Annotated in this window: 14 protein-coding genes; 8 read left to right on the top strand and 6 right to left on the bottom strand. The window is 69.3% G+C overall.

The features are described 5' to 3' along the window. Positions 1-3: 3 nt before the first annotated feature. Together M3U25_RS07395 and M3U25_RS07390 are read left to right on the top strand one after the other, a co-directional pair. Positions 4-1458, top strand: a complete 1455-nt coding sequence (locus M3U25_RS07395) for a wax ester/triacylglycerol synthase family O-acyltransferase (RefSeq protein ID WP_355496795.1) — start codon at positions 4-6, stop codon at positions 1456-1458. 91 nt (positions 1459-1549) lie between these two features. Further along, positions 1550-2257: an OmpA family protein gene (locus M3U25_RS07390; protein ID WP_198526544.1), complete on the top strand. Its 708-nt coding sequence runs from the start codon at positions 1550-1552 to the stop codon at positions 2255-2257. A 90-nt stretch (positions 2258-2347) separates the two neighbouring features. On the opposite strand, the gene M3U25_RS07385 is transcribed toward M3U25_RS07390, so the two are convergent. Next, a complete protein-coding gene (locus M3U25_RS07385) occupies positions 2348-3451 on the bottom strand; it encodes a LysR substrate-binding domain-containing protein (protein WP_355496798.1) in 1104 nt (367 codons plus the stop codon). Positions 3452-3577: 126 nt separating this feature from the next. Between M3U25_RS07385 and M3U25_RS07380 the strand changes: the two genes are divergently transcribed. The 6 genes from M3U25_RS07380 (at position 3578) to M3U25_RS07355 (ending at position 11297) form a co-directional block, all read left to right on the top strand. After that, positions 3578-3802, top strand: a complete 225-nt coding sequence (locus M3U25_RS07380) for a hypothetical protein (RefSeq protein WP_355496801.1) — start codon at positions 3578-3580, stop codon at positions 3800-3802. After that, positions 3799-4572 carry an SDR family oxidoreductase gene (locus M3U25_RS07375; protein ID WP_355496804.1) on the top strand — a complete coding sequence of 258 codons (774 nt, stop codon included), beginning with the start codon at positions 3799-3801 and terminating at the stop codon, positions 4570-4572. The genes M3U25_RS07380 and M3U25_RS07375 overlap by 4 nt, the downstream gene beginning before the upstream one ends. After that, positions 4569-5774 (top strand): efflux RND transporter periplasmic adaptor subunit, encoded by a 1206-nt coding sequence (locus M3U25_RS07370; RefSeq protein WP_355496807.1) that lies wholly within the window; start codon positions 4569-4571, stop codon positions 5772-5774. The genes M3U25_RS07375 and M3U25_RS07370 overlap by 4 nt, the downstream gene beginning before the upstream one ends. 135 nt (positions 5775-5909) lie before the next feature. Further along, positions 5910-9080, top strand: a complete 3171-nt coding sequence (locus tag M3U25_RS07365) for a multidrug efflux RND transporter permease subunit (protein WP_242160461.1) — start codon at positions 5910-5912, stop codon at positions 9078-9080. Between the two features lie 31 nt (positions 9081-9111). Further along, positions 9112-9846 carry an SDR family oxidoreductase gene (locus M3U25_RS07360; protein ID WP_355496811.1) on the top strand — a complete coding sequence of 245 codons (735 nt, stop codon included), beginning with the start codon at positions 9112-9114 and terminating at the stop codon, positions 9844-9846. Then, on the top strand, positions 9840-11297 hold the full coding sequence (locus M3U25_RS07355) for an efflux transporter outer membrane subunit (protein WP_355496814.1): 1458 nt from the start codon (positions 9840-9842) through the stop codon (positions 11295-11297). The genes M3U25_RS07360 and M3U25_RS07355 overlap by 7 nt, the downstream gene beginning before the upstream one ends. Positions 11298-11530: 233 nt before the next feature. Here the strand turns inward: M3U25_RS07355 and M3U25_RS07350 are convergent, their stop codons facing one another. The 5 genes from M3U25_RS07350 to M3U25_RS07330 all read right to left on the bottom strand — a co-directional run bounded on the left by M3U25_RS07350 (position 11531) and on the right by M3U25_RS07330 (position 17294). Then, positions 11531-12523 (bottom strand): GGDEF domain-containing protein, encoded by a 993-nt coding sequence (locus M3U25_RS07350; protein WP_242160458.1) that lies wholly within the window; start codon positions 12521-12523, stop codon positions 11531-11533. A gap of 512 nt (positions 12524-13035) precedes the next feature. Then, positions 13036-13209, bottom strand: coding sequence for a hypothetical protein (locus M3U25_RS07345; protein ID WP_355496818.1), 174 nt, complete (start codon positions 13207-13209; stop codon positions 13036-13038). A gap of 522 nt (positions 13210-13731) precedes the next feature. Beyond that, positions 13732-14115: a VOC family protein gene (locus tag M3U25_RS07340; RefSeq protein WP_355497722.1), complete on the bottom strand. Its 384-nt coding sequence runs from the start codon at positions 14113-14115 to the stop codon at positions 13732-13734. A gap of 435 nt (positions 14116-14550) precedes the next feature. Then, positions 14551-15444 (bottom strand): SDR family oxidoreductase, encoded by an 894-nt coding sequence (locus M3U25_RS07335; RefSeq protein ID WP_355496821.1) that lies wholly within the window; start codon positions 15442-15444, stop codon positions 14551-14553. Then, positions 15441-17294 (bottom strand): glycoside hydrolase family 15 protein, encoded by a 1854-nt coding sequence (locus M3U25_RS07330; RefSeq protein ID WP_355496824.1) that lies wholly within the window; start codon positions 17292-17294, stop codon positions 15441-15443. Before M3U25_RS07330 ends, M3U25_RS07335 begins: the two co-directional genes overlap by 4 nt. Positions 17295-17341 lie beyond the last annotated feature (47 nt).

Raw genomic sequence — 17341 nt, 5'->3', positions numbered from 1 at the left:
CGCATGGCCACCAGCTCAGCTCGCCGCAAGCCGCAGCGCGAACCGATGTCGCGCGTGGACACCGCCTGGTTGCGGATGGACCGGCCGACCAATCCGATGATGATCACCGGCGTGCTGATGTTCGACGAGCCGCTGACCTTGCCGGCGCTCAAGCACCTGGTGCGCAAGCGCTTCCTGGCCTTTCCGCGGTTCCTGCAGAAGCCGGTGGAGACCGCCACCGGCGCGTACTGGCAGCGCGACGACGATTTCGATCTGGACTGGCACGTGCGCCTGTCGGCCTTGCCCGGGCGCGGGCAGAAGAAGGCGCTGGAGCGCTTCGCCGGGCAGATGGCGTCCACGCCCTTGGACAAGACCAAGCCGCTGTGGCAGTTCCACCTGATCGAACGCTACGAAGGCGGCTCGGCGCTGGTGGCGCGGATCCACCACAGCTACGCCGACGGCATCGCCCTGGTGCAGGTGCTGCTGTCGCTGACCGATACCCAGCGCACGCCGGAGCCGTCGGCGCAGCTCGGCCGCGCCTGGCTCAAGGACGACGGCAAGGAGGTGGTGCGCCGGGTTGGCGCGGTGGACCGCTACCTCAAGCTCGGCGGGCGCATGCTCGACAAGGGCCGGGCGATGGCGCAGGACCCGAACCTGCCGCAGATGCTGGCGCGCGAAGGCGGGCTGATCGGCCGCGAATTGGTCAATGCCTTGCTGCTGGCCGACGATCCGCCGACATTGCTGCGCGGCCGCCTCGGCGTCAGCAAGCGCGTGGCCTGGGCCGAGCCGCTGGACCTGGACGAGGTCAAGGCGGTCGGCCGCGCCTGCGACTGCACGGTCAACGACGTGCTGATGGCGACCATGGCCGGTGCCTTGCGCGACTACATGCTCGAACGCGGCGAACGCCTGGACGGGGTGACCCTGCGTGCCACCGTGCCGGTCAACCTGCGCCCGCTGGAGCATGCACGCAAGCTCGGCAACCACTTCGGCCTGGTGTTCCTGGACCTGCCGGTGGGCGAGGCCAATCCGGTGCGGCGCCTGCAGTGCGTGGCCGCATCGATGCAGCAGCTCAAGCAGTCGCGCCAGGCGATGGTGGTGTTCGGCCTGCTGGCGGCGGTCGGCATGGCGCCGGCGGCGCTGCAGTCGGCGGCGCTGGACCTGTTCAGTCGCAAGGCCACCACCGTGGCGACCAACGTGCCGGGGCCGCAGCAACCGCTGTACCTGGCCGGCAGCCGCGTGCGCGAGATGATGTTCTGGGTGCCGCAGACCGGGTCGATCGGCGTCGGCGTGTCGATCATGAGCTACAACCATCGCGTGCATTTCGGTTTGATCGGCGATGCGCGGCTGATTCCCGATCCGGACGCGGTGATGCGGCGGGTCGGCGCCGAATTCGAGAAGCTGCTGTACCTGGCGCTGATGAGCGATTGGGAACAGCCGCTGCGCGCCGCCGAGGCCGAGGGCCTGCTGCCGTCTTCCTGAACCGGGCGCATCGCGCGCCGGGCTGCGTTCATCCGCGCCTCGCGTGGCGCTGTTTATGCTGCGGCCACGTCAAACCAGGTTCGGAGAGAACATGATGAAAACGACCACCCTTCGCGGCGTGTCCGTGGCCCTGGCCAGTGCGCTGGTGTTGTCCGCCTGCGCCACCGGCGGCTCCTATGTGCAGCGCGACCAGTACGGCAATCCCACCGAGCAGCAGAACCGCACCGGCCGCGGCGCGCTGATCGGCACCGCAGTCGGCGTGGCCGCCGGCCTGCTCAGCGGCAGCAGCGCCACCGAGCGCCGCCAGCACGCGATGATCGGCGCCGGCATCGGCGCGCTCAGCGGCGCGGCGATTGGCAACTATCAGGATCGGCAGGAGCGCGCGCTGCGCGAGCGCACCGCCAACACCGGCATCGACGTACGCCGCGACGGCGACAACATCACCCTCAACCTGCCCGATGGCATCACCTTCGACTTCAACCAGTCCACGCTCAAGCCGCAGTTCTATTCGGCGCTCAACGGCGTGGCCCAGACCCTGGGCGAATACAACCAGACCATGATCGAAGTGGTCGGCCACACCGACAGCATCGGCAGCGATGCGGTCAACCAGCGCCTGTCCGAACAGCGCGCGTCCTCGGTGGCCGCGTACCTGACCGCGCAGGGCGTGCAGCCCGAGCGCATCCAGACCCTGGGCGCCGGCAAGAAGTATCCGATTGCCGACAACAGCACCGAGGCCGGCCGCGCGCAGAACCGTCGCGTCGAGATCCGCGTGGTGCCGCTGCGCGCCTCGGCCGGCTGACCGATCCGCCGACCGCAACGACGCACGGGCCGCACTGCGGCCCGTGCGCGTTTCTGGCGTGCCGATGCGACGCGCCGTGCGCGACGCGGCTCAGACCAGCGCGGCGTCCTCTTCGTCCTCGGCTTCCGCGTCCAGTGCCGCGTCCGCAGGAATTGGTGCGGGGGAGGTGGCGATGCGCGGCACGTTGCCCAGCGACTGCGTGTTCATCGCCACGCCGCTGCACAGGGTGAACTCGGCGCCGTCCTCGGCCTGCTGCGTGGCCAGCTTGGCCGGGCACTGCGCCATCATGTAGCTGACGTCGAAGTTGAGCTTGTCGACCAGGAAGTCGACGAAGGCGCGCACCTTCGGCGAGAGCATGCGCCCGCCCGGGAACACCGCGTTGAAGTCCAGGTCCGGCCCGACCCAGCCGCCGAGCACGCGCCGCGCCTTGCCGGCCTCGATCAGCGGCTTGATCGTCGCATCGCTGGCCAGCACCAGGCCTTCGCCGCAGACCAGGCCGCCGATCAGCGCCGCCGAGTCGTTGGCCAGCAGGATCGGCTGGACCAGGAACTCGCCGCTCTGCTTGCCGTTGCGCAGCGGCCAGCACAGCCGGTTGCCGCCATTGCGGCCGGTGCTCAGCGCCAGCGTGCGGTGGTGCTGCAGGTCGTCCGGGTGCAGCGGTTCGCCGTGGCGTTCGATGTAGTAGGGGCTGGCGAAGACCTGGGTGCGGAAGGTGGCGAGCTTGCGCGCGACCATGGTCGAATCCGGCAGCGTGCCCATGTGCAGGGCCACGTCCACGCCTTCGGCGATCGGATCGACCTTGTCGCTGGTCATGATCATCTCCAGCCGCACTTCCGGGTGCTGGCGGTGGAACTCGCCCAGGATCGGCGCCACCCAGGAGATGCCGGCCGAGTAGGGCACGCTGAAACGCAGCCAGCCGCGCGGGCCGGCCTGCAACTGGCCCACCGCGCTCTCGGCTTCCTCCAGTTCGCGGGCGATGCGCTGGCAATGCTCGTGGTAGACCGCGCCGGCCTCGGTCAGCCCCAGCCGGCGCGTGGTCCGGTGCAGCAGGCGCGCGCCCAGCCGCGCCTCCAGGTCCTGGACCTTGCGGCTGACGGTGGTCTTGGGCAGGCCGAGGGCATTGGCCGCGGCGATGAAGCTGCCTTGCTCGACCACCTTGACGAAGATCAGGGTGTCGTTCAGATCGTGGCTCATGGCGGTTCCTTGAGGTGGAGACGATTGGACCGGTAGCGGGACGATTATTCCCCTTAATTCGGACTAATCAAGTGCGGCTTTGGCGCCTAATTTGTCCGCATTCGCCATCACCGACGGTCTTTGCCCATGTCGATGCGCACCCTGTTCCAGTTTTTCGCCTGCCCCGATCGCCAGCTGCGGCGCCGTTCCGCGCCCGTGGCGACGGCGCAATCCCCTTATCCGAAAGCGTTTCGCGAGTTCACGCCGCCGCCGCGGCGCCAGGGCGGCAGCAGTTTGCGCCTGGGCGCGTCCGGCAACGACCGATTGGGTCGCATTGCGATTGTCCCGTCGGCGGGAGGAAAAGTCCCGTGAGCGGGATGTTGGCCCCCGAGGTCCTGGTCCTCGGCGGCAGCGGCACCGTCGGGCAGGGCGTGGTGCAGGCGCTGCTGGAGGCGGGCAGCCCGGTGCTGGCGGTGGCGCGCGACCGTGCCCGCCTTGCGGCGCTGCGCGATCGCCACCGCGACGAACCCGGCCTGGACGTGCTGTGCGGCTCGGTCGCCACCGACGCGGCCGCCGCGGCCCTGGTGGCCGAGGTTGCGCAGCGGCCGCGGCCGTTGGCCGCGGTGGTCGCCGCCCTCGGCAGTCCGCTGCGCCCCGGACGCCTGCTGGAGCGGCCGCTGAGCGCGCTGCGCAAGCGCCTGGATGCCGACCTGCTGCCGCAACTGGCCGCCGCCCGGCATCTGCTGCCGTTGCTGGCCGAGCATCCGCGTGGCGGCCGCTACGTCCTGTTGGGCAGCCCCTGTGCGCTGCGCGCCTGGTCCGGGCATGGCGACAGTTCGGTGGCGGCGGCGGCGATCCGCATGCTCGCCCAGGTGCTGCACGAGGAAGCCAAGCCGCTGGGCGTGCACGTGCACCTGCTGTCGCTGTCCGAGCCGGTGTGTCGCAGCGACGACGCCATCGGCGATTGCCCCGACTGGTTCACCACCCTCGGCGTTGGCCGCGCCGTGGTCCACCTGCTGGCCGATCCGCAGCGGCCGGATCGCGCCCTGGTCGAGATCGACCGCCGCCATGTCGCGCGTCCGCGCAGCGCGCTGCTCAACGCCTTGCCGTTTTCCTTCTCCACCCACGAGGTCTCTCCATGAATCCGATTCCGATGCCGTCGCGCCTGCTGCCGGGCGCCCTGCGCCCGCTGGCGGTGGCGCTGCTGGTCGCCACGCTCGCCGCCTGCGGCAGCCAGGCCAACGAACAGGGCGCGCCGCCGCCGCCGAGCGTGGGCGTGGCGCCCGCACTGCAGAAGCAGATCAGCCAGTGGGACGAGTTCAGCGGCCGCGTCGAAGCGGTCGAGCACGTCGACCTGCGCCCGCGCGTGTCCGGCTACATCGACAAGGTCGCCTACGTCGAAGGCCAGGAAGTGAAGAAGGGCCAGGTGCTGTTCACCATCGACGCGCGCAGCTACCGCGCCGACCTGGCGCGTGCCGAGGCCGACCTGGCGCGCGCGCGCACCCAGGCCAAGCTCAGCGCAAGCGAGGCCGCGCGCGCCAAGACCCTGTCCGAACAGCAGGCCATCTCCACCGAGAGCTGGGAACAGCGGCGCGCCGCCGCCGAGCAGGCACAGGCCGACGTGCTGGCCGCGCAGGCGGCGGTGGACACCGCGCGCTTGAACCTGGAATGGACCCAGGTGCGCGCGCCGATCGACGGCCGCGCTGGCCGCGCGATGGTCACCGCCGGCAACCTGGTCACTGCCGGCGACAGCGCCAGCGTGCTGACCACGCTGGTGTCGCTGGACAAGGTGCACGTGTACTTCGACGCCGATGAGGGCACCTTCCTGCGCTATGCGCAGATGGCGCGCGACGGCCAGCGCCCGAGCGAGCGCGACGGCAGCCTGCCGGTGCAGGTCGGCCTGGTCGGCGAGGACGGCTATCCGCATGCCGGCAAGGTCGATTTCCTCGACAACCAACTGGTGCGCAGCACCGGCACCATCCACGTGCGCGCGCTGCTGGACAACGCCGATCGCCGCTTCACGCCCGGCCTGTTCGCGCGGGTGCGGCTGCTCGGCAGCGGCCGCTTCGACGCGGTGCTGATCGACGACCGCGCGGTGCTCACCGACCAGGACCGCAAGTACGTCTACGTGGTCGACAAGGACGGCAAGGCGCAGCGGCGCGACGTGCAGCTCGGCCGCAGCGCCGAGGGCCTGCGCATCGTGCGCAGCGGCCTGTCCGCCGGCGACAAGGTCATCGTCGACGGCGTGCAGAAGGTGTTCATGCCCGGCATGCCGGTGCAGGCCAAGCCCATCGCGCAGACCACGTCCCCGGCCGCACCGCGCCAGGCCGTCGCCCTCGACTGAGTCGCGGGCGTCGACGCAGCACCGGCCGGCCACCGCCGGCCGTACCCGCCGGGCCCGCAATGGCCCGGCGCCGCCACCGGCATGCCCGCGTCCGCGCCCGGCCCCCCGTTTCAACCGTTTCCAGGACCACCACCCATGGACTTTTCCAGATTCTTCATCGACCGGCCGATCTTCGCCGCCGTGCTGTCGATCGTCATCTTCGCCGCGGGCCTGATCGCCATCCCGCTGCTGCCCATCGGCGAATACCCGGACGTGGTACCGCCTTCGGTGGTGGTGCGCACGGTGTATCCGGGCGCCAACCCCAAGGTCATCGCCGAGACCGTCGCCACGCCGCTGGAGGAAGCGATCAACGGCGTGGAGAACATGATGTACATCAAGTCGGTCGCCGGCTCCGACGGCGTGCTGCAGATGACCGTGACCTTCCGCCCGGGCACCGATCCGGACGATGCCGCGGTGAAGGTGCAGAACCGCGTCGCGCAAGCGCAGGCGCGCCTGCCGGAGGACGTACGCCGGCAGGGCGTGACCACGCAGAAGCAGTCGCCCACCTTCCTGATGGTGGTGCACCTGACCTCGCCCAAGGGCAAGTACGACAGCCTGTACCTGCGCAACTACGCGCGCCTGCACGTCAAGGACGCGCTGGCGCGGATCCAGGGCGTGGGCGATGCGCAGGTGTTCGGCGGCGGCGACTACGCGATGCGCGCCTGGCTGGACCCGGAGCGGGTGGCCGCGCGCGGGCTCACCGCCAGCGACGTGGTCGCGGCGATGCGCGAGCAGAACGTGCAGGTCTCCGCCGGCCAGCTCGGCGCCGAGCCGATGCCCGAGAGCAAGTTCCTGACCCTGATCAACGCGCAAGGCCGCCTGCGCACCGAACAGGAGTTCGGCGACATCGTGCTCAAGGTCGGTGCCGACGGCCAGACCGTGCGCCTGTCCGACGTCGCCCGCCTGCAGCTGGGTGCCGGCGACTACACCCTGCGCGCGCAGCTGGACGGCAAGAACGCAGTCGGCATCGGCATCTTCCAGGCGCCGGGCGCCAATGCGCTGCGGATCCGCGACCAGGTCATCGCCAAGATGGACGAGCTGACCAAGCAGTTCCCCGACGACGTGAAGTACGAGGCGGTGTACGACACCACCATCTTCGTGCGCGACTCGATCAGCGCGGTGGTCCACACCCTGCTGGAGGCGGTGCTGCTGGTGGTGCTGGTGGTGATCCTGTTCCTGCAGACCTGGCGCGCCTCGATCATTCCGCTGATCGCGGTGCCGGTGTCGGTGGTCGGCACCTTCGCCGCGCTGTACCTGCTGGGCTTCTCGATCAACACGCTGACCCTGTTCGGGCTGGTGCTGGCGATCGGCATCGTGGTCGACGATGCGATCGTGGTGGTGGAGAACGTGGAGCGCAACATCGAGGAGGGGCTGACCCCGCTGGCGGCCGCGCACCAGGCGATGCGCGAGGTGTCCGGCCCGATCATCGCGATCGCGCTGGTGCTGTGCGCGGTGTTCGTGCCGATGGCGTTCCTGTCCGGGGTGACCGGGCAGTTCTACAAGCAGTTCGCGGTGACCATCGCCATCTCCACGGTGATCTCGGCGATCAACTCGCTGACCCTGTCGCCGGCGCTGGCCGCGCGCCTGCTGCAAGGCCACGACGCGCCCAAGGACCGCCTGTCGCGCGGCATGGAGCGGCTGTTCGGCGGCTGGCTGTTCCGTCCGTTCAACCGCTTTTTCCACCGCAGTTCCGACCGCTACCAGGGCGCGGTGTCGCGCATCCTCGGTCGCCGCGGTGCGGTGTTCGCGGTGTACGTGGCGCTGCTGCTGGTCACCGGGCTGATGTTCAAGGCGGTGCCGGGCGGCTTCATCCCGACCCAGGACAAGATGTACCTGATCGCCGGTGTGAAGCTGCCGGAAGGCGCCTCGATCGAGCGCACCGACGCGATGCTGCGCAAGGTGGCCACCATCGCCATGCAGACCGACGGCGTGGCCCATGCGATCTCGTTCCCGGGCCTCAACGCGCTGCAGTTCACCAACACGCCCAATACCGGCGTGGTGTTCCTGCCGCTGAAGCCGTTCGCGCAGCGCCACCGCAGCGCGCTGGAGATCAATGCCGAGATCAACCAGCGCATCGCGCAACTGGGCGAGGGCATGTCGTTCGCCTTCATGCCGCCGCCGATCCTCGGCTTGGGCAACGGCAACGGCTATCAGTTGTTCATCGAGGACCGCGCCAACCTCGGCTACGGTGCGCTGCAGAACGCGGTCAGCGCCATGCAGGGCGCGGTGGCGCAGACCCCGGGCATGAGCTTCCCGATCGGTACTTACCAGGCCAACGTGCCGCAGCTCGATGCCGAGGTCGACCGGGTCAAGGCCAAGGCCCAGGGCGTGGCCCTGACCGATCTGTTCGATACCCTGCAGACCTACCTGGGCTCGACCTACGTCAACGACTTCAACCAGTTCGGCCGCACCTGGCAGGTGATCGCCCAGGCCGATGCGCCGTTCCGCGAGAGCGTGGAGGACATCGCCCGGCTGCGCACCCGCAACGCCCAGGGCGAGATGGTGCCGATCGGCTCGATGGTGACGATCAAGCAGACCTACGGTCCGGACCCGGTGCTGCGCTACAACGGCTATCCGGCCGCCGACCTGGCCGGCGAGGCGGATGCGCGATCGCTGTCCTCGGCCGAGGCGATGGCCAAGATCACCCAGATCGCCAAGCAGGTGCTGCCCAACGGCATGGAGATCGAGTGGACCGACCTGAGCTACCAGCAGGCGACCCAGGGCAATGCGGCGCTGGTGGTGTTCCCGCTGGCGGTGCTGCTGGCGTTCCTGGTGCTGGCCGCGCTGTACGAAAGCTGGACGCTGCCGCTGGCGGTGATCCTGATCGTGCCGATGACCCTGCTGTCGGCGTTGTTCGGGGTGTGGTTGAGCGGCGGCGACAACAACGTGTTCGTACAGGTGGGCCTGGTGGTGCTGATGGGCCTGGCGTGCAAGAACGCGATCCTGATCGTCGAGTTCGCCCGCGAACTGGAGCTGCAGGGCAAGGGCATCGTCGAATCGGCGCTGCAGGCCTGCCGCCTGCGCCTGCGCCCGATCGTGATGACCTCCATCGCCTTCATCGCCGGCACGGTGCCGCTGGTGTTTTCGCATGGCGCCGGCGCGGAAGTGCGCTCGGCCACCGGCATCACCGTGTTCGCCGGCATGCTGGGCGTGACCCTGTTCGGCCTGTTCCTCACCCCCGTGTTCTATGTCGCCCTGCGCAAGCTGGCCGGGCGGCCGCTGGTCTCGCATGCGCCGGCCCACGCCGACGCGCCGGCACACGGCTGATCCTTTTCCCATTCTTCTCAGGAGTTTCGCAATGAACGTAGCACACAAGATCGCCCTGGTCACCGGCGCCACCCGCGGCATCGGCCTGCATACCGTGCGGCAACTGGCCGAGGCCGGCGTGCGCACCCTGCTGGCCGGGCGCGATGCCACCCGCGCCAGCGCCGCGGCGCTGGAACTGCAGGGCGAGGGCCTGCCGGTGGAGCCGCTGACCCTGGACGTCACCGACGCCGCCAGCATCGCCGCGGCGGTGGACACGGTGCGCGCACGCCACGGACGGCTGGACATCCTGGTCAACAACGCCGGCATCCTGCGCGACGACCTGCGCCTGAGCGTCTCGCAGCAGACCCTGGAGACCTGGCGCGAGACCTTCGACACCAACCTGTTCGGCCTGATCGCGGTCACCCAGGCGTTCCTGCCGCTGCTGCGGGAAGCGACGGCCGCGCGCATCGTCAACGTCTCCAGCCTGCTCGGCTCGCTGACGCTGCACAGCCAGCCGGGCTCGCCGATCTACGACTTCAAGGTGCCGGCCTACAACGTGTCCAAGAGCGCGGTGAATGCCTGGACCATCCAGTTGGCCTACGAACTGCGCGACACCCCGATCAAGGTCAACACCATCCACCCTGGCTACGTGAAGACCGACATGAATTCCGGCGAGGGCGAGCTGGAAGTGGCCGACGGCGCGCGCAGCAGCGTGATGATGGCGCTGCTCGACGCGGACGGCCCCACCGGCAGCTACACCCATGTCGGACAGGTGCTGCCATGGTGATCCGTCCCGCACTCGGCGCGCTGGCGCTGGCGCTGCTCAGCGCCTGCGCCAGCGTCGGCCCCGACTACCACGCACCGGTGCAGCCGACGGTGACGCTGCAGGGCGCGGCGTCGCCGGTGTTCGCGACCGATTCGCCGGTCGCGTCCTGGTGGGCGCAGTTCGACGATCCGGTGCTGGAGCAACTGGTGCACGACGGTCTGGTCGCCAACCTGGACCTGCGCATCGCCCTGGCGCGCGTGCACGAGGCACGCGCCGTCTTCGCCGAGCAGCGCCTGGACCAGGCGCCGCACGTGACCGCCGGCGGCGACTACACCCGCGGCAAGGCGCCGGACGCCGATGCCGGCGGCGCGCGCGTGCTCACCGAGAGCTACCGGCTCGGCTTCGATGCCGGCTGGGAGCTGGACCTGTTCGGGCGCCAGCGCCGTGCCAGCGAGGCCGCGCGCGCAGATCTTGAGGCCGAACAGGCCGGCCTGGCCGACGCCCAGGTCACCGTGGCCGCGGAGGTGGCGCGCAACTACTTCGCCCTGCGCGGCACGCAGAAGCGCATCGCCCTGGCGCGCACCACGCTGGACAACCTGCGCGATACCCAGCGGCTGACCGAGACCCGCTGGCGGCTGGGCGCGGGCAGCGAGCTGGACGTGCAGAGCAGCCGCGCGCGGCTGAAGGCGATCGAGGCCGATATCCCGTTGCTGGAAGTCGACGCCGCGCAGGCGCGGCACCGGTTGGCGGTGCTGCTGGGCAAGCCGCCAGGCGCGCTCGATGCGCTGCTGGCGCCCCAGCCGACCCCGGCCTATGCGCGGGCCTTGCCGCTGGGCGACACCACGCAGTTGCTGCGTCGGCGTCCCGACGTGCGCAGCGCCGAAAGCCGCCTGGCGGCAGCGACCGCACGGGTCGGCGTGGCCACTGCCGACCTGTTCCCGCGGATCAGCCTGTCCGGCTTCGTCGGCTTCCTGTCCGGCGATGCCGGCGCCCTGTTGCACGGACGCAGCAAGGCCTGGTCGCTGACTCCGTCGATCCAGTGGGCGGCGTTCGACATGGGCAGCGTGCGGGCGCGCCTGCGCGCGAGCGAGGCGCAGGCCGACGGTGCCGCCGCCGACTACGAGAAGGCCGTGCTCGGCGCGCTGGAGGACACCGAGAACGCCCTGACTGCCTATGCCCACGAGCAGGCGCGGCTGGCGATCGTGGCCGAACAGACGCAGGCCGCGCAGCGCGCCGAGGCGCTGGCGCAGATCCGTTACCGCGAAGGCTCGGAGGATTTTCTGACCCTGCTCGATGCGCAGCGCACGCAACTCACCGCCGAGGCGGACCTGGCCGACGCCGAAGCGGCGGTGAACATCGGCGTGGTGCGGGTGTACAAGGCGCTCGGCGGCTGGGGCCAGGATGCAGGCACGGAGGCCGGCAGGGACGTCGCGACCACCGCGGTGGCGGCGTCCGCGCTGCAGGCGCGCTGAGCGGGGTGCTGCGAAGGCCGCGGTGCAGGCCGACTGCACGCACCGTGGCCTTCTCGGCGCCTCACTTCATCTGCTTTTTGTCAGCATCAGGCCGGTGCGGGTTTCCTGTAGGAGCGGCTTCAGCCGCGACGGGCGTTCCCGGTGAGGCCCGTCGCGGCTGAAAGCCGCTCCTGCGGAGGCTGGTGACGGCTGCCGGACCGGATGGCGCCGCGTCTGCCGCCGGTGCCGGCCGCTCAGTCCTGCGCCACGTCCTCGGCGATCACGTAGCGGTCGCGTCCGTTGTTCTTGGCCTGGTACAGCGCGGTGTCGGCACGCGAGAACCAGTCGTGCCACTGCACCTCGTCGCACAGCATCGCCGCGCCCAGCGACACGGTGATGGTGCCGTTGGGGCCGCGCAGCGCCGTGCGCGCGGCGTCGTGCAGCCGCCTGGCGAAGGCGGACAGTTCGGTCGCGGACTGCAGCCGTGCCACCACCACGAACTCCTCGCCACCGAACCGGAACACCTCGTCCGGCGCGCGCACCTGCGCACGCAGCAACGTGGCCAGCTCGACCAGCACCCGATCGCCCTCGGCATGGCCGTAGAGGTCGTTGACCTCCTTGAAGTGATCGATGTCGAGCACGATCAAGCCATGCCGGCGGGTCGCCCGGCGTGGATCGGCCACTCGTTGCGACAGGCTGCGCTCGAGCATGCGGCGGTTCGGCAGCCCGGTCAGCGAGTCGTGCGAGGCCAGTTGCTCCAGTTGCAGGCGATCGCCTTCCACCCGCAACGCCAGCATGTAGCCCAGTCCGGTGATCAGCAGCGACACCGCCAGCATGGAGAAGAAATGCTCGGCACCCAGCGTGCTCGGGGTGACCACCAGCAGCACCGCGATCAGGGTCGCGTTGCAGGCCAGGGCGACATTGCGCGTGACCGCGAAGAAGTTGCTCATCATCACCAGGTACAGCCACGGCACCGCGGCATGGCGCAGCGCATGGCAGGCCAGGGCGCTGCCCAGCAGCCAACTCAGCGACAGCAACGGATCCATGCGGCCGTCGCCGCGATGCAGGGCCAGCCAGGTCGCCAACGCAGCCAAGCCGGCCAGGGCGGCGCCGGCCAGCGCGGTCAACGGCGCGCCGATCGCGATCTGGTAGAGGGCGAACAGCAGCAGCACCCCGGCCGTGGAGGGACCGAGAACCTTGATGATGCCAAGCCGGAAATGCCGGCGCAGGGTCAAGCCCGCGCTCACGGAGAGGCGCTCCGGCACGGCGCATGGTCATGGCGGGCGGTTGAACGGGGGCGGGCGACGAACATGGCGACGTCAGGATGGCGGAAGAGTGTTGCGGTGGAAGAGGCAAGTTCCATGCCCAAGATTCTTTTGTGGTGCGTATCCCGATGCTGAACGCGGCGTAGTGGAATTGCCGACACCGTGCGCGCCGCGACAGCGTCGCATTGACGCAGCGACCGGCGTCGCACCGATCGCCTGCGCCACGCGGCAGGCCGTGTCTGGTCGCGGCCGGCAGGGGAGGGCCACGGGAGGACACGCGCAGCTGGTTCTCCTCCCTCCCGGAAAAGGTGGCGCGCGGCGCCGGCTGAGGGTGCGGGCGAGGTCAGGCGCGTTGCGCCTGGCGGCCCCGCGGTGGCGTCAAACCGGCGTTGCGCGTATCGCGCTCAGTGAAGCCGCCGCCCCGACGCGTCATGCTCGCCCGCCAGCGTGACCGGCGCGGGCAGGATCCGCGTGGCGCGCCCGCCAGGGACGGGCTAGGCGTCGTTACCGTCGATGGCCTGCAGCCCTTTCTGGCTCAGCGCGAGATCGCCATCCTCGCCTTGCGCCGCATAGTTCTCGCGCACCGCCCAGGCCGCCTCTGCCTCGCTGACCGGCGTGGTGGCGTGGATGTCCTGCAGGATGCGCAGCTGTTCCTGGGTCAAGGGCATGGCGGGCAGTCTCGATCGGAAAGAGCATTCCACCCTACAGGCCGCTGGTGACGGAGATGTCGGCGCGTTGCCAGGCTCTTCGATTGCCGACGCCGGTACACGTGATCGTCGCGGGGGAAGAGCGGCGCCACGCCCTCTCGTCGCACGGCCACGACACGGCCGACATCATTTCGCAACGCCTCGAGGACGCTGGCGTAACGGGTGCCCACGCATGATGCGCGTACCAGCTGTGCGGCCGGGGCGATGCCTGGGGCTGCTTCAAGGATGCAGGCATCCGCGGCTGGACCACTTTTCACGCACCGGCAGGCATCCACCTGCCGGTGCGTTTTGCGTTTCCGGGCAGCGTTTAGCGATGCGCGGCTCGCCGCCAACTCAGACAGCGTACGGGCAGCATCGCCGATCTGATGTGCGTCCCCGCGCTGGTGAGGTCCATTTGCCGCCGACTTTGCCGCAACGGATTTGGATGCTGCCGTCTACGAACCCATGGCTCCCCGACAATGGACCCGGACCTGTGTTGCAGATCTAGCTGCCCAGTGGATTGAAGACGGCCTCGATGCGATGCCCATCCGGGTCGATGACGAACGCGGCGTAGTAGGCGTCCCCATAGTCGGGACGCAGGCCGGGCGCGCCATTGTCGCGACCGCCGGCCTGCAGTGCGGCACGGTGGAACGCGTCCACCTGCAACTGCGTTGTCGCGGCGAACGCCAGATGGAAACCGGGTCCCGGCGCCGTGGCGCGGTCATGCAGTTTCAGGCAGAACAGATCGTCGCTGCCCTCGGCCATGCCATACCCGATCGCGGTCTCATCTGCGAACACGCGCAGGTAGCCCAACGCCCGCAGCGCCGCATCGTAGAACGCGCCTGCGACGGCAAGGTCGCGAACGCCGAACGAAACATGGTGGAGCATCAGGCTACCTGCATGAAGAATGGCGAAGGTCGGGACGCTGGCGCAGCGCGATGGAAGGTCGCACACGCCTGCGACCGACGGGTTCGCTGTCGGCCGGTCCAGCCGGCGCCGTTCGCAGGTAGCGATTGGACGGGTGGCAGTTGTCCAGATGCGTGGACGATGTTCCCTGAGCGTCCGGACGGCGAGTGTGGGCTTCGTCGGCAGTATCGCCGATTGCGCCGCATGCCCAAAGCAGTGCTTGCTGCGCGCTCTCCGGGAGCACGCTGGGTCAGCCACGGCGGCCGCGCGTCGGGAGGCCGCGCAGCAGCACTGTGCGGCGTCATGCAGATGGACATGGACCGCTGGGGTCGCCCGCGCATGGCGACACATGGGAAACATGACGCGATGGCTATGCAGGCAGGTGCACGCCTGGGCGTGCACCTGTCCCACGACGCGTCAGGCGACGCCGGCACCACCGGTCGCGCCGAACACTTCGCCGGTCAGGTAGCTGCCTTCCTGGCTGGCGAGGAGCACATAAAGCGGTGCGATTTCGACCGGCTGGCCAGGGCGCTTGAAGTGCGTCTTTGAGCCGAACTGGGTGACCGCCTCCATCGGCTGGCCGCCAGACGACTGCAGCGCGGTCCAGAACGGACCGGGTGCCACCACGTTTGCCCGGATGCCCTTTTCGCTCAACTGTGCCGCCAATGCCTTGGTGTAGGCGACGATGCCGGCCTTGGTGGTCGCGTAGTCGAGCAGGATCGCCGACGGGTCGTACGCCTGGATCGACGCGGTGGTGATCACCGCGGCGCCCGGCGGAAGGTGCGGCACCGCGGCGCGGCAGATCCAGTGCATCGCGTAGAGGTTGGTCTTCAGCGTCTTGTCGAAATCCTCGTCGCTGACGTCGCCGATCTCTTCCCGATACTGCTGCCGGCCCGCGTTGATCACCAGGATGTCCAGGCCGCCCAGGCCCGCAACGGCTTTCTCGACCAGCTCCGCGCACCATTGCCGATCGGTGATGTCGCCCGGCAGGCTGATCGCCTTGCGTCCTTCGGCCTCGATGAGGGCGATGACCTCCTGCGCGTCCGACGCTTCCTCCTCCAGGAAGGAGATCGCCACATCGGCGCCTTCGCGCGCGAACGCGATGGCCGCGGCGCGGCCGATGCCGCTGTCGCCGCCGGTGACCAGGGCGCGGCGGCCGGTCAGCTTGCCCGCGCCGCGATAGCTCGTCTCGCCGTGATCGGGAACCGGGTCCATGTCCGAGGCCTTCCCCGGAACCGGCTGCGGCTGCCGCGGAAATGGCGGCTTGGGATACTGTTCGCGCGGGTCCTGCATCTTCAGTCGATCGTTCATCGTGTCTTCCTCTTCTTGGCGTGTGGACGGAGTTTTACCGGATTGGTTGTGGTGTTCTCGATGGTCGACATCGCCATGATCTGCGCGAGATGGCTGAGTCCTTGGGGGAAATTTCCCAGGAACGCGCCGGTGTGCGGATCGACCATCTCGCTCAACAGGCCGTTGCAGCGATCGAGCGCGGCATTGAGTCGGGCCAGCCGTTTCCTGGCCTTGGCTTTCTGTCCCAGGCGGGCATAGGCCTCGGCGATCCAGTAGGAGCACGCGACGAAGCAGCCTTCTTCCTGCGCCATGCCGGAGTAGCGGTAATGGAACGCGCCGGCGCCCAACACGCGGTCGATCGCGTCCAGCGTCGCCAACAGCCGATCCTTGCCGTCGAAGCGGAACCGTGCGGCCAGCGCCACCGACGCATCCAGCTTGTCGCTGCCCGGATACATCACGAAGGCCTGCTGCGCGTCCGACCAGCAGTGGACTTCGATCCAGTCCTTGATCCTGTCGCGCTCCCGTTCCCAGCGATCGCGACACGTCGTCGGCAGTTGGCCCTGGTCGGCCAGTTCGACGGCCCTGGCCAGCGCCTGCCAGCAGCTGACCTTGGACATGGTGTAGTGCTGCAGTTCGGGCAACTCCCAGATCCCCGAGTCGGCCTTGCGCCAGTGATCGGCGCACTGGTCGGCAAGCCGGGACAGCAATTCGGCGCTGGATGCGTCCAGGATGTTGCCGCGGCTCACGAAGCAATAGGCGGTCTCGAAGATGTCGCCGTAGATGCCGTGCTGGTGTTGCCCACCGGCGAGATTGCCGCGCACGACCGGCAACGTGTTGCGGTAGCCGGCGGCCTCCAGTTCGATGACGTCGGGAACCAGTCCGCCGTCCAGGGTGAACACGACTTTCGGCCCGTGCTGGCGCAGTTGCCGGATCAGCCAGGTGAAGGCAGCCTTCGATTCCGCTTCCAGGCCGGCGGCGAGAAACGCCTGGATGGTGTAGCCGGCATCGCGGATCCAGGCATAGCGATAATCGAAGTTCTTGTCGCCGCCGATGCGTTCGGGCAGCGACGTCGTCGCGGCAGCGGCGATGGCGCCGGAGGGCGAATAGAGCAGCAATTTGAGCGCGAGCGCGCTGCGGACGAAAAAATCCCGCCCCTCGTGCGGGAAGGTCACGTTCTTCGACCATGCCCGCCATTCCTTGTCGGTCAGGTCGATGCGGCTGTCGATCTCCCCGATGGTGGGCGCGACCAGTGGCTCGTCCTCGCCGACGACCAGGGCGATCGTCGCGCGTTGTCCCTTGGCCACGGTGATCTCGCCGCGAACGCCGTGATCCGACCACACGCAGCTCAGCTTGTCGTCGTGGATCATGACGCCAAGCAGGCGGTCGACATGAAATACGGTGTGCGGGCCGATCGCCGCGCAGTACGGGCTGGCGTTCTGCGCCCGCAAGCTGAATTTCAGCTCCAGCCGGAAGCGCATGGTTCCGCGCTGGCACTCGATGCGTCGTGCGAGTTCGCACCAGGGCAGCCGTCCCGCATGCCCGCTGTTGAGCGACTCGGTCAGCGTCGCCTGGCCGGATGCGGTGGTGAACGTGGTGACCAGGACATTGCTGTCTTTCCGATAGCGCCGCTCGGTGCGGAAGGGCGCGTCCGGGGCCAGCACGAAGTAGCCGCCTTGCTCGGCGTCCAGGAGCCGGTCGAACAGCGGCGGGCTGTCCATGTTGGGCGCGCACCACCAATCGATCGATCCGTCCGATCCGGTCAGGGCGACCGAGCGTCCTTCGCCGAGTGCGCCGTACTGTTCGATCGGTAGCGCACCCTCGGTGCGGCCGGCGCTTGAGGTCGAGCGGCGTGGCCGGGCTGTCGTGGGCACGTGCTCAGGCTCCACGCCAGGGCGCGTCAGGGCCGCGCTGGGGCGTC

The sequence above is a fragment of the Xanthomonas sp. PPL134 genome (assembly GCF_040595915.1).
Taxonomy (GTDB): Bacteria; Pseudomonadota; Gammaproteobacteria; order Xanthomonadales; family Xanthomonadaceae; genus Xanthomonas_A; species Xanthomonas_A indica.
The sequence above is the reverse complement of the archived record's forward strand: the minus strand, read 5'-3'. Positions and strand labels throughout refer to the sequence as shown.

Excerpts from the sequence above, each read along its gene's own strand:
- M3U25_RS07395 (WP_355496795.1), top strand. The coding sequence starts at position 4 with ATGGCCACCAGCTCAGCTCGCCGCAAGCCGCAGCGCGAACCGATGTCG.
- M3U25_RS07390 (WP_198526544.1), top strand. The coding sequence starts at position 1,550 with ATGATGAAAACGACCACCCTTCGCGGCGTGTCCGTGGCCCTGGCCAGT.
- M3U25_RS07385 (WP_355496798.1), bottom strand. The coding sequence starts at position 3,451 with ATGAGCCACGATCTGAACGACACCCTGATCTTCGTCAAGGTGGTCGAG.
- M3U25_RS07380 (WP_355496801.1), top strand. The coding sequence starts at position 3,578 with ATGTCGATGCGCACCCTGTTCCAGTTTTTCGCCTGCCCCGATCGCCAG.
- M3U25_RS07370 (WP_355496807.1), top strand. The coding sequence starts at position 4,569 with ATGAATCCGATTCCGATGCCGTCGCGCCTGCTGCCGGGCGCCCTGCGC.
- M3U25_RS07365 (WP_242160461.1), top strand. The coding sequence starts at position 5,910 with ATGGACTTTTCCAGATTCTTCATCGACCGGCCGATCTTCGCCGCCGTG.
- M3U25_RS07360 (WP_355496811.1), top strand. The coding sequence starts at position 9,112 with ATGAACGTAGCACACAAGATCGCCCTGGTCACCGGCGCCACCCGCGGC.
- M3U25_RS07355 (WP_355496814.1), top strand. The coding sequence starts at position 9,840 with ATGGTGATCCGTCCCGCACTCGGCGCGCTGGCGCTGGCGCTGCTCAGC.
- M3U25_RS07345 (WP_355496818.1), bottom strand. The coding sequence starts at position 13,209 with ATGCCCTTGACCCAGGAACAGCTGCGCATCCTGCAGGACATCCACGCC.
- M3U25_RS07340 (WP_355497722.1), bottom strand. The coding sequence starts at position 14,115 with ATGCTCCACCATGTTTCGTTCGGCGTTCGCGACCTTGCCGTCGCAGGC.
- M3U25_RS07335 (WP_355496821.1), bottom strand. The coding sequence starts at position 15,444 with ATGAACGATCGACTGAAGATGCAGGACCCGCGCGAACAGTATCCCAAG.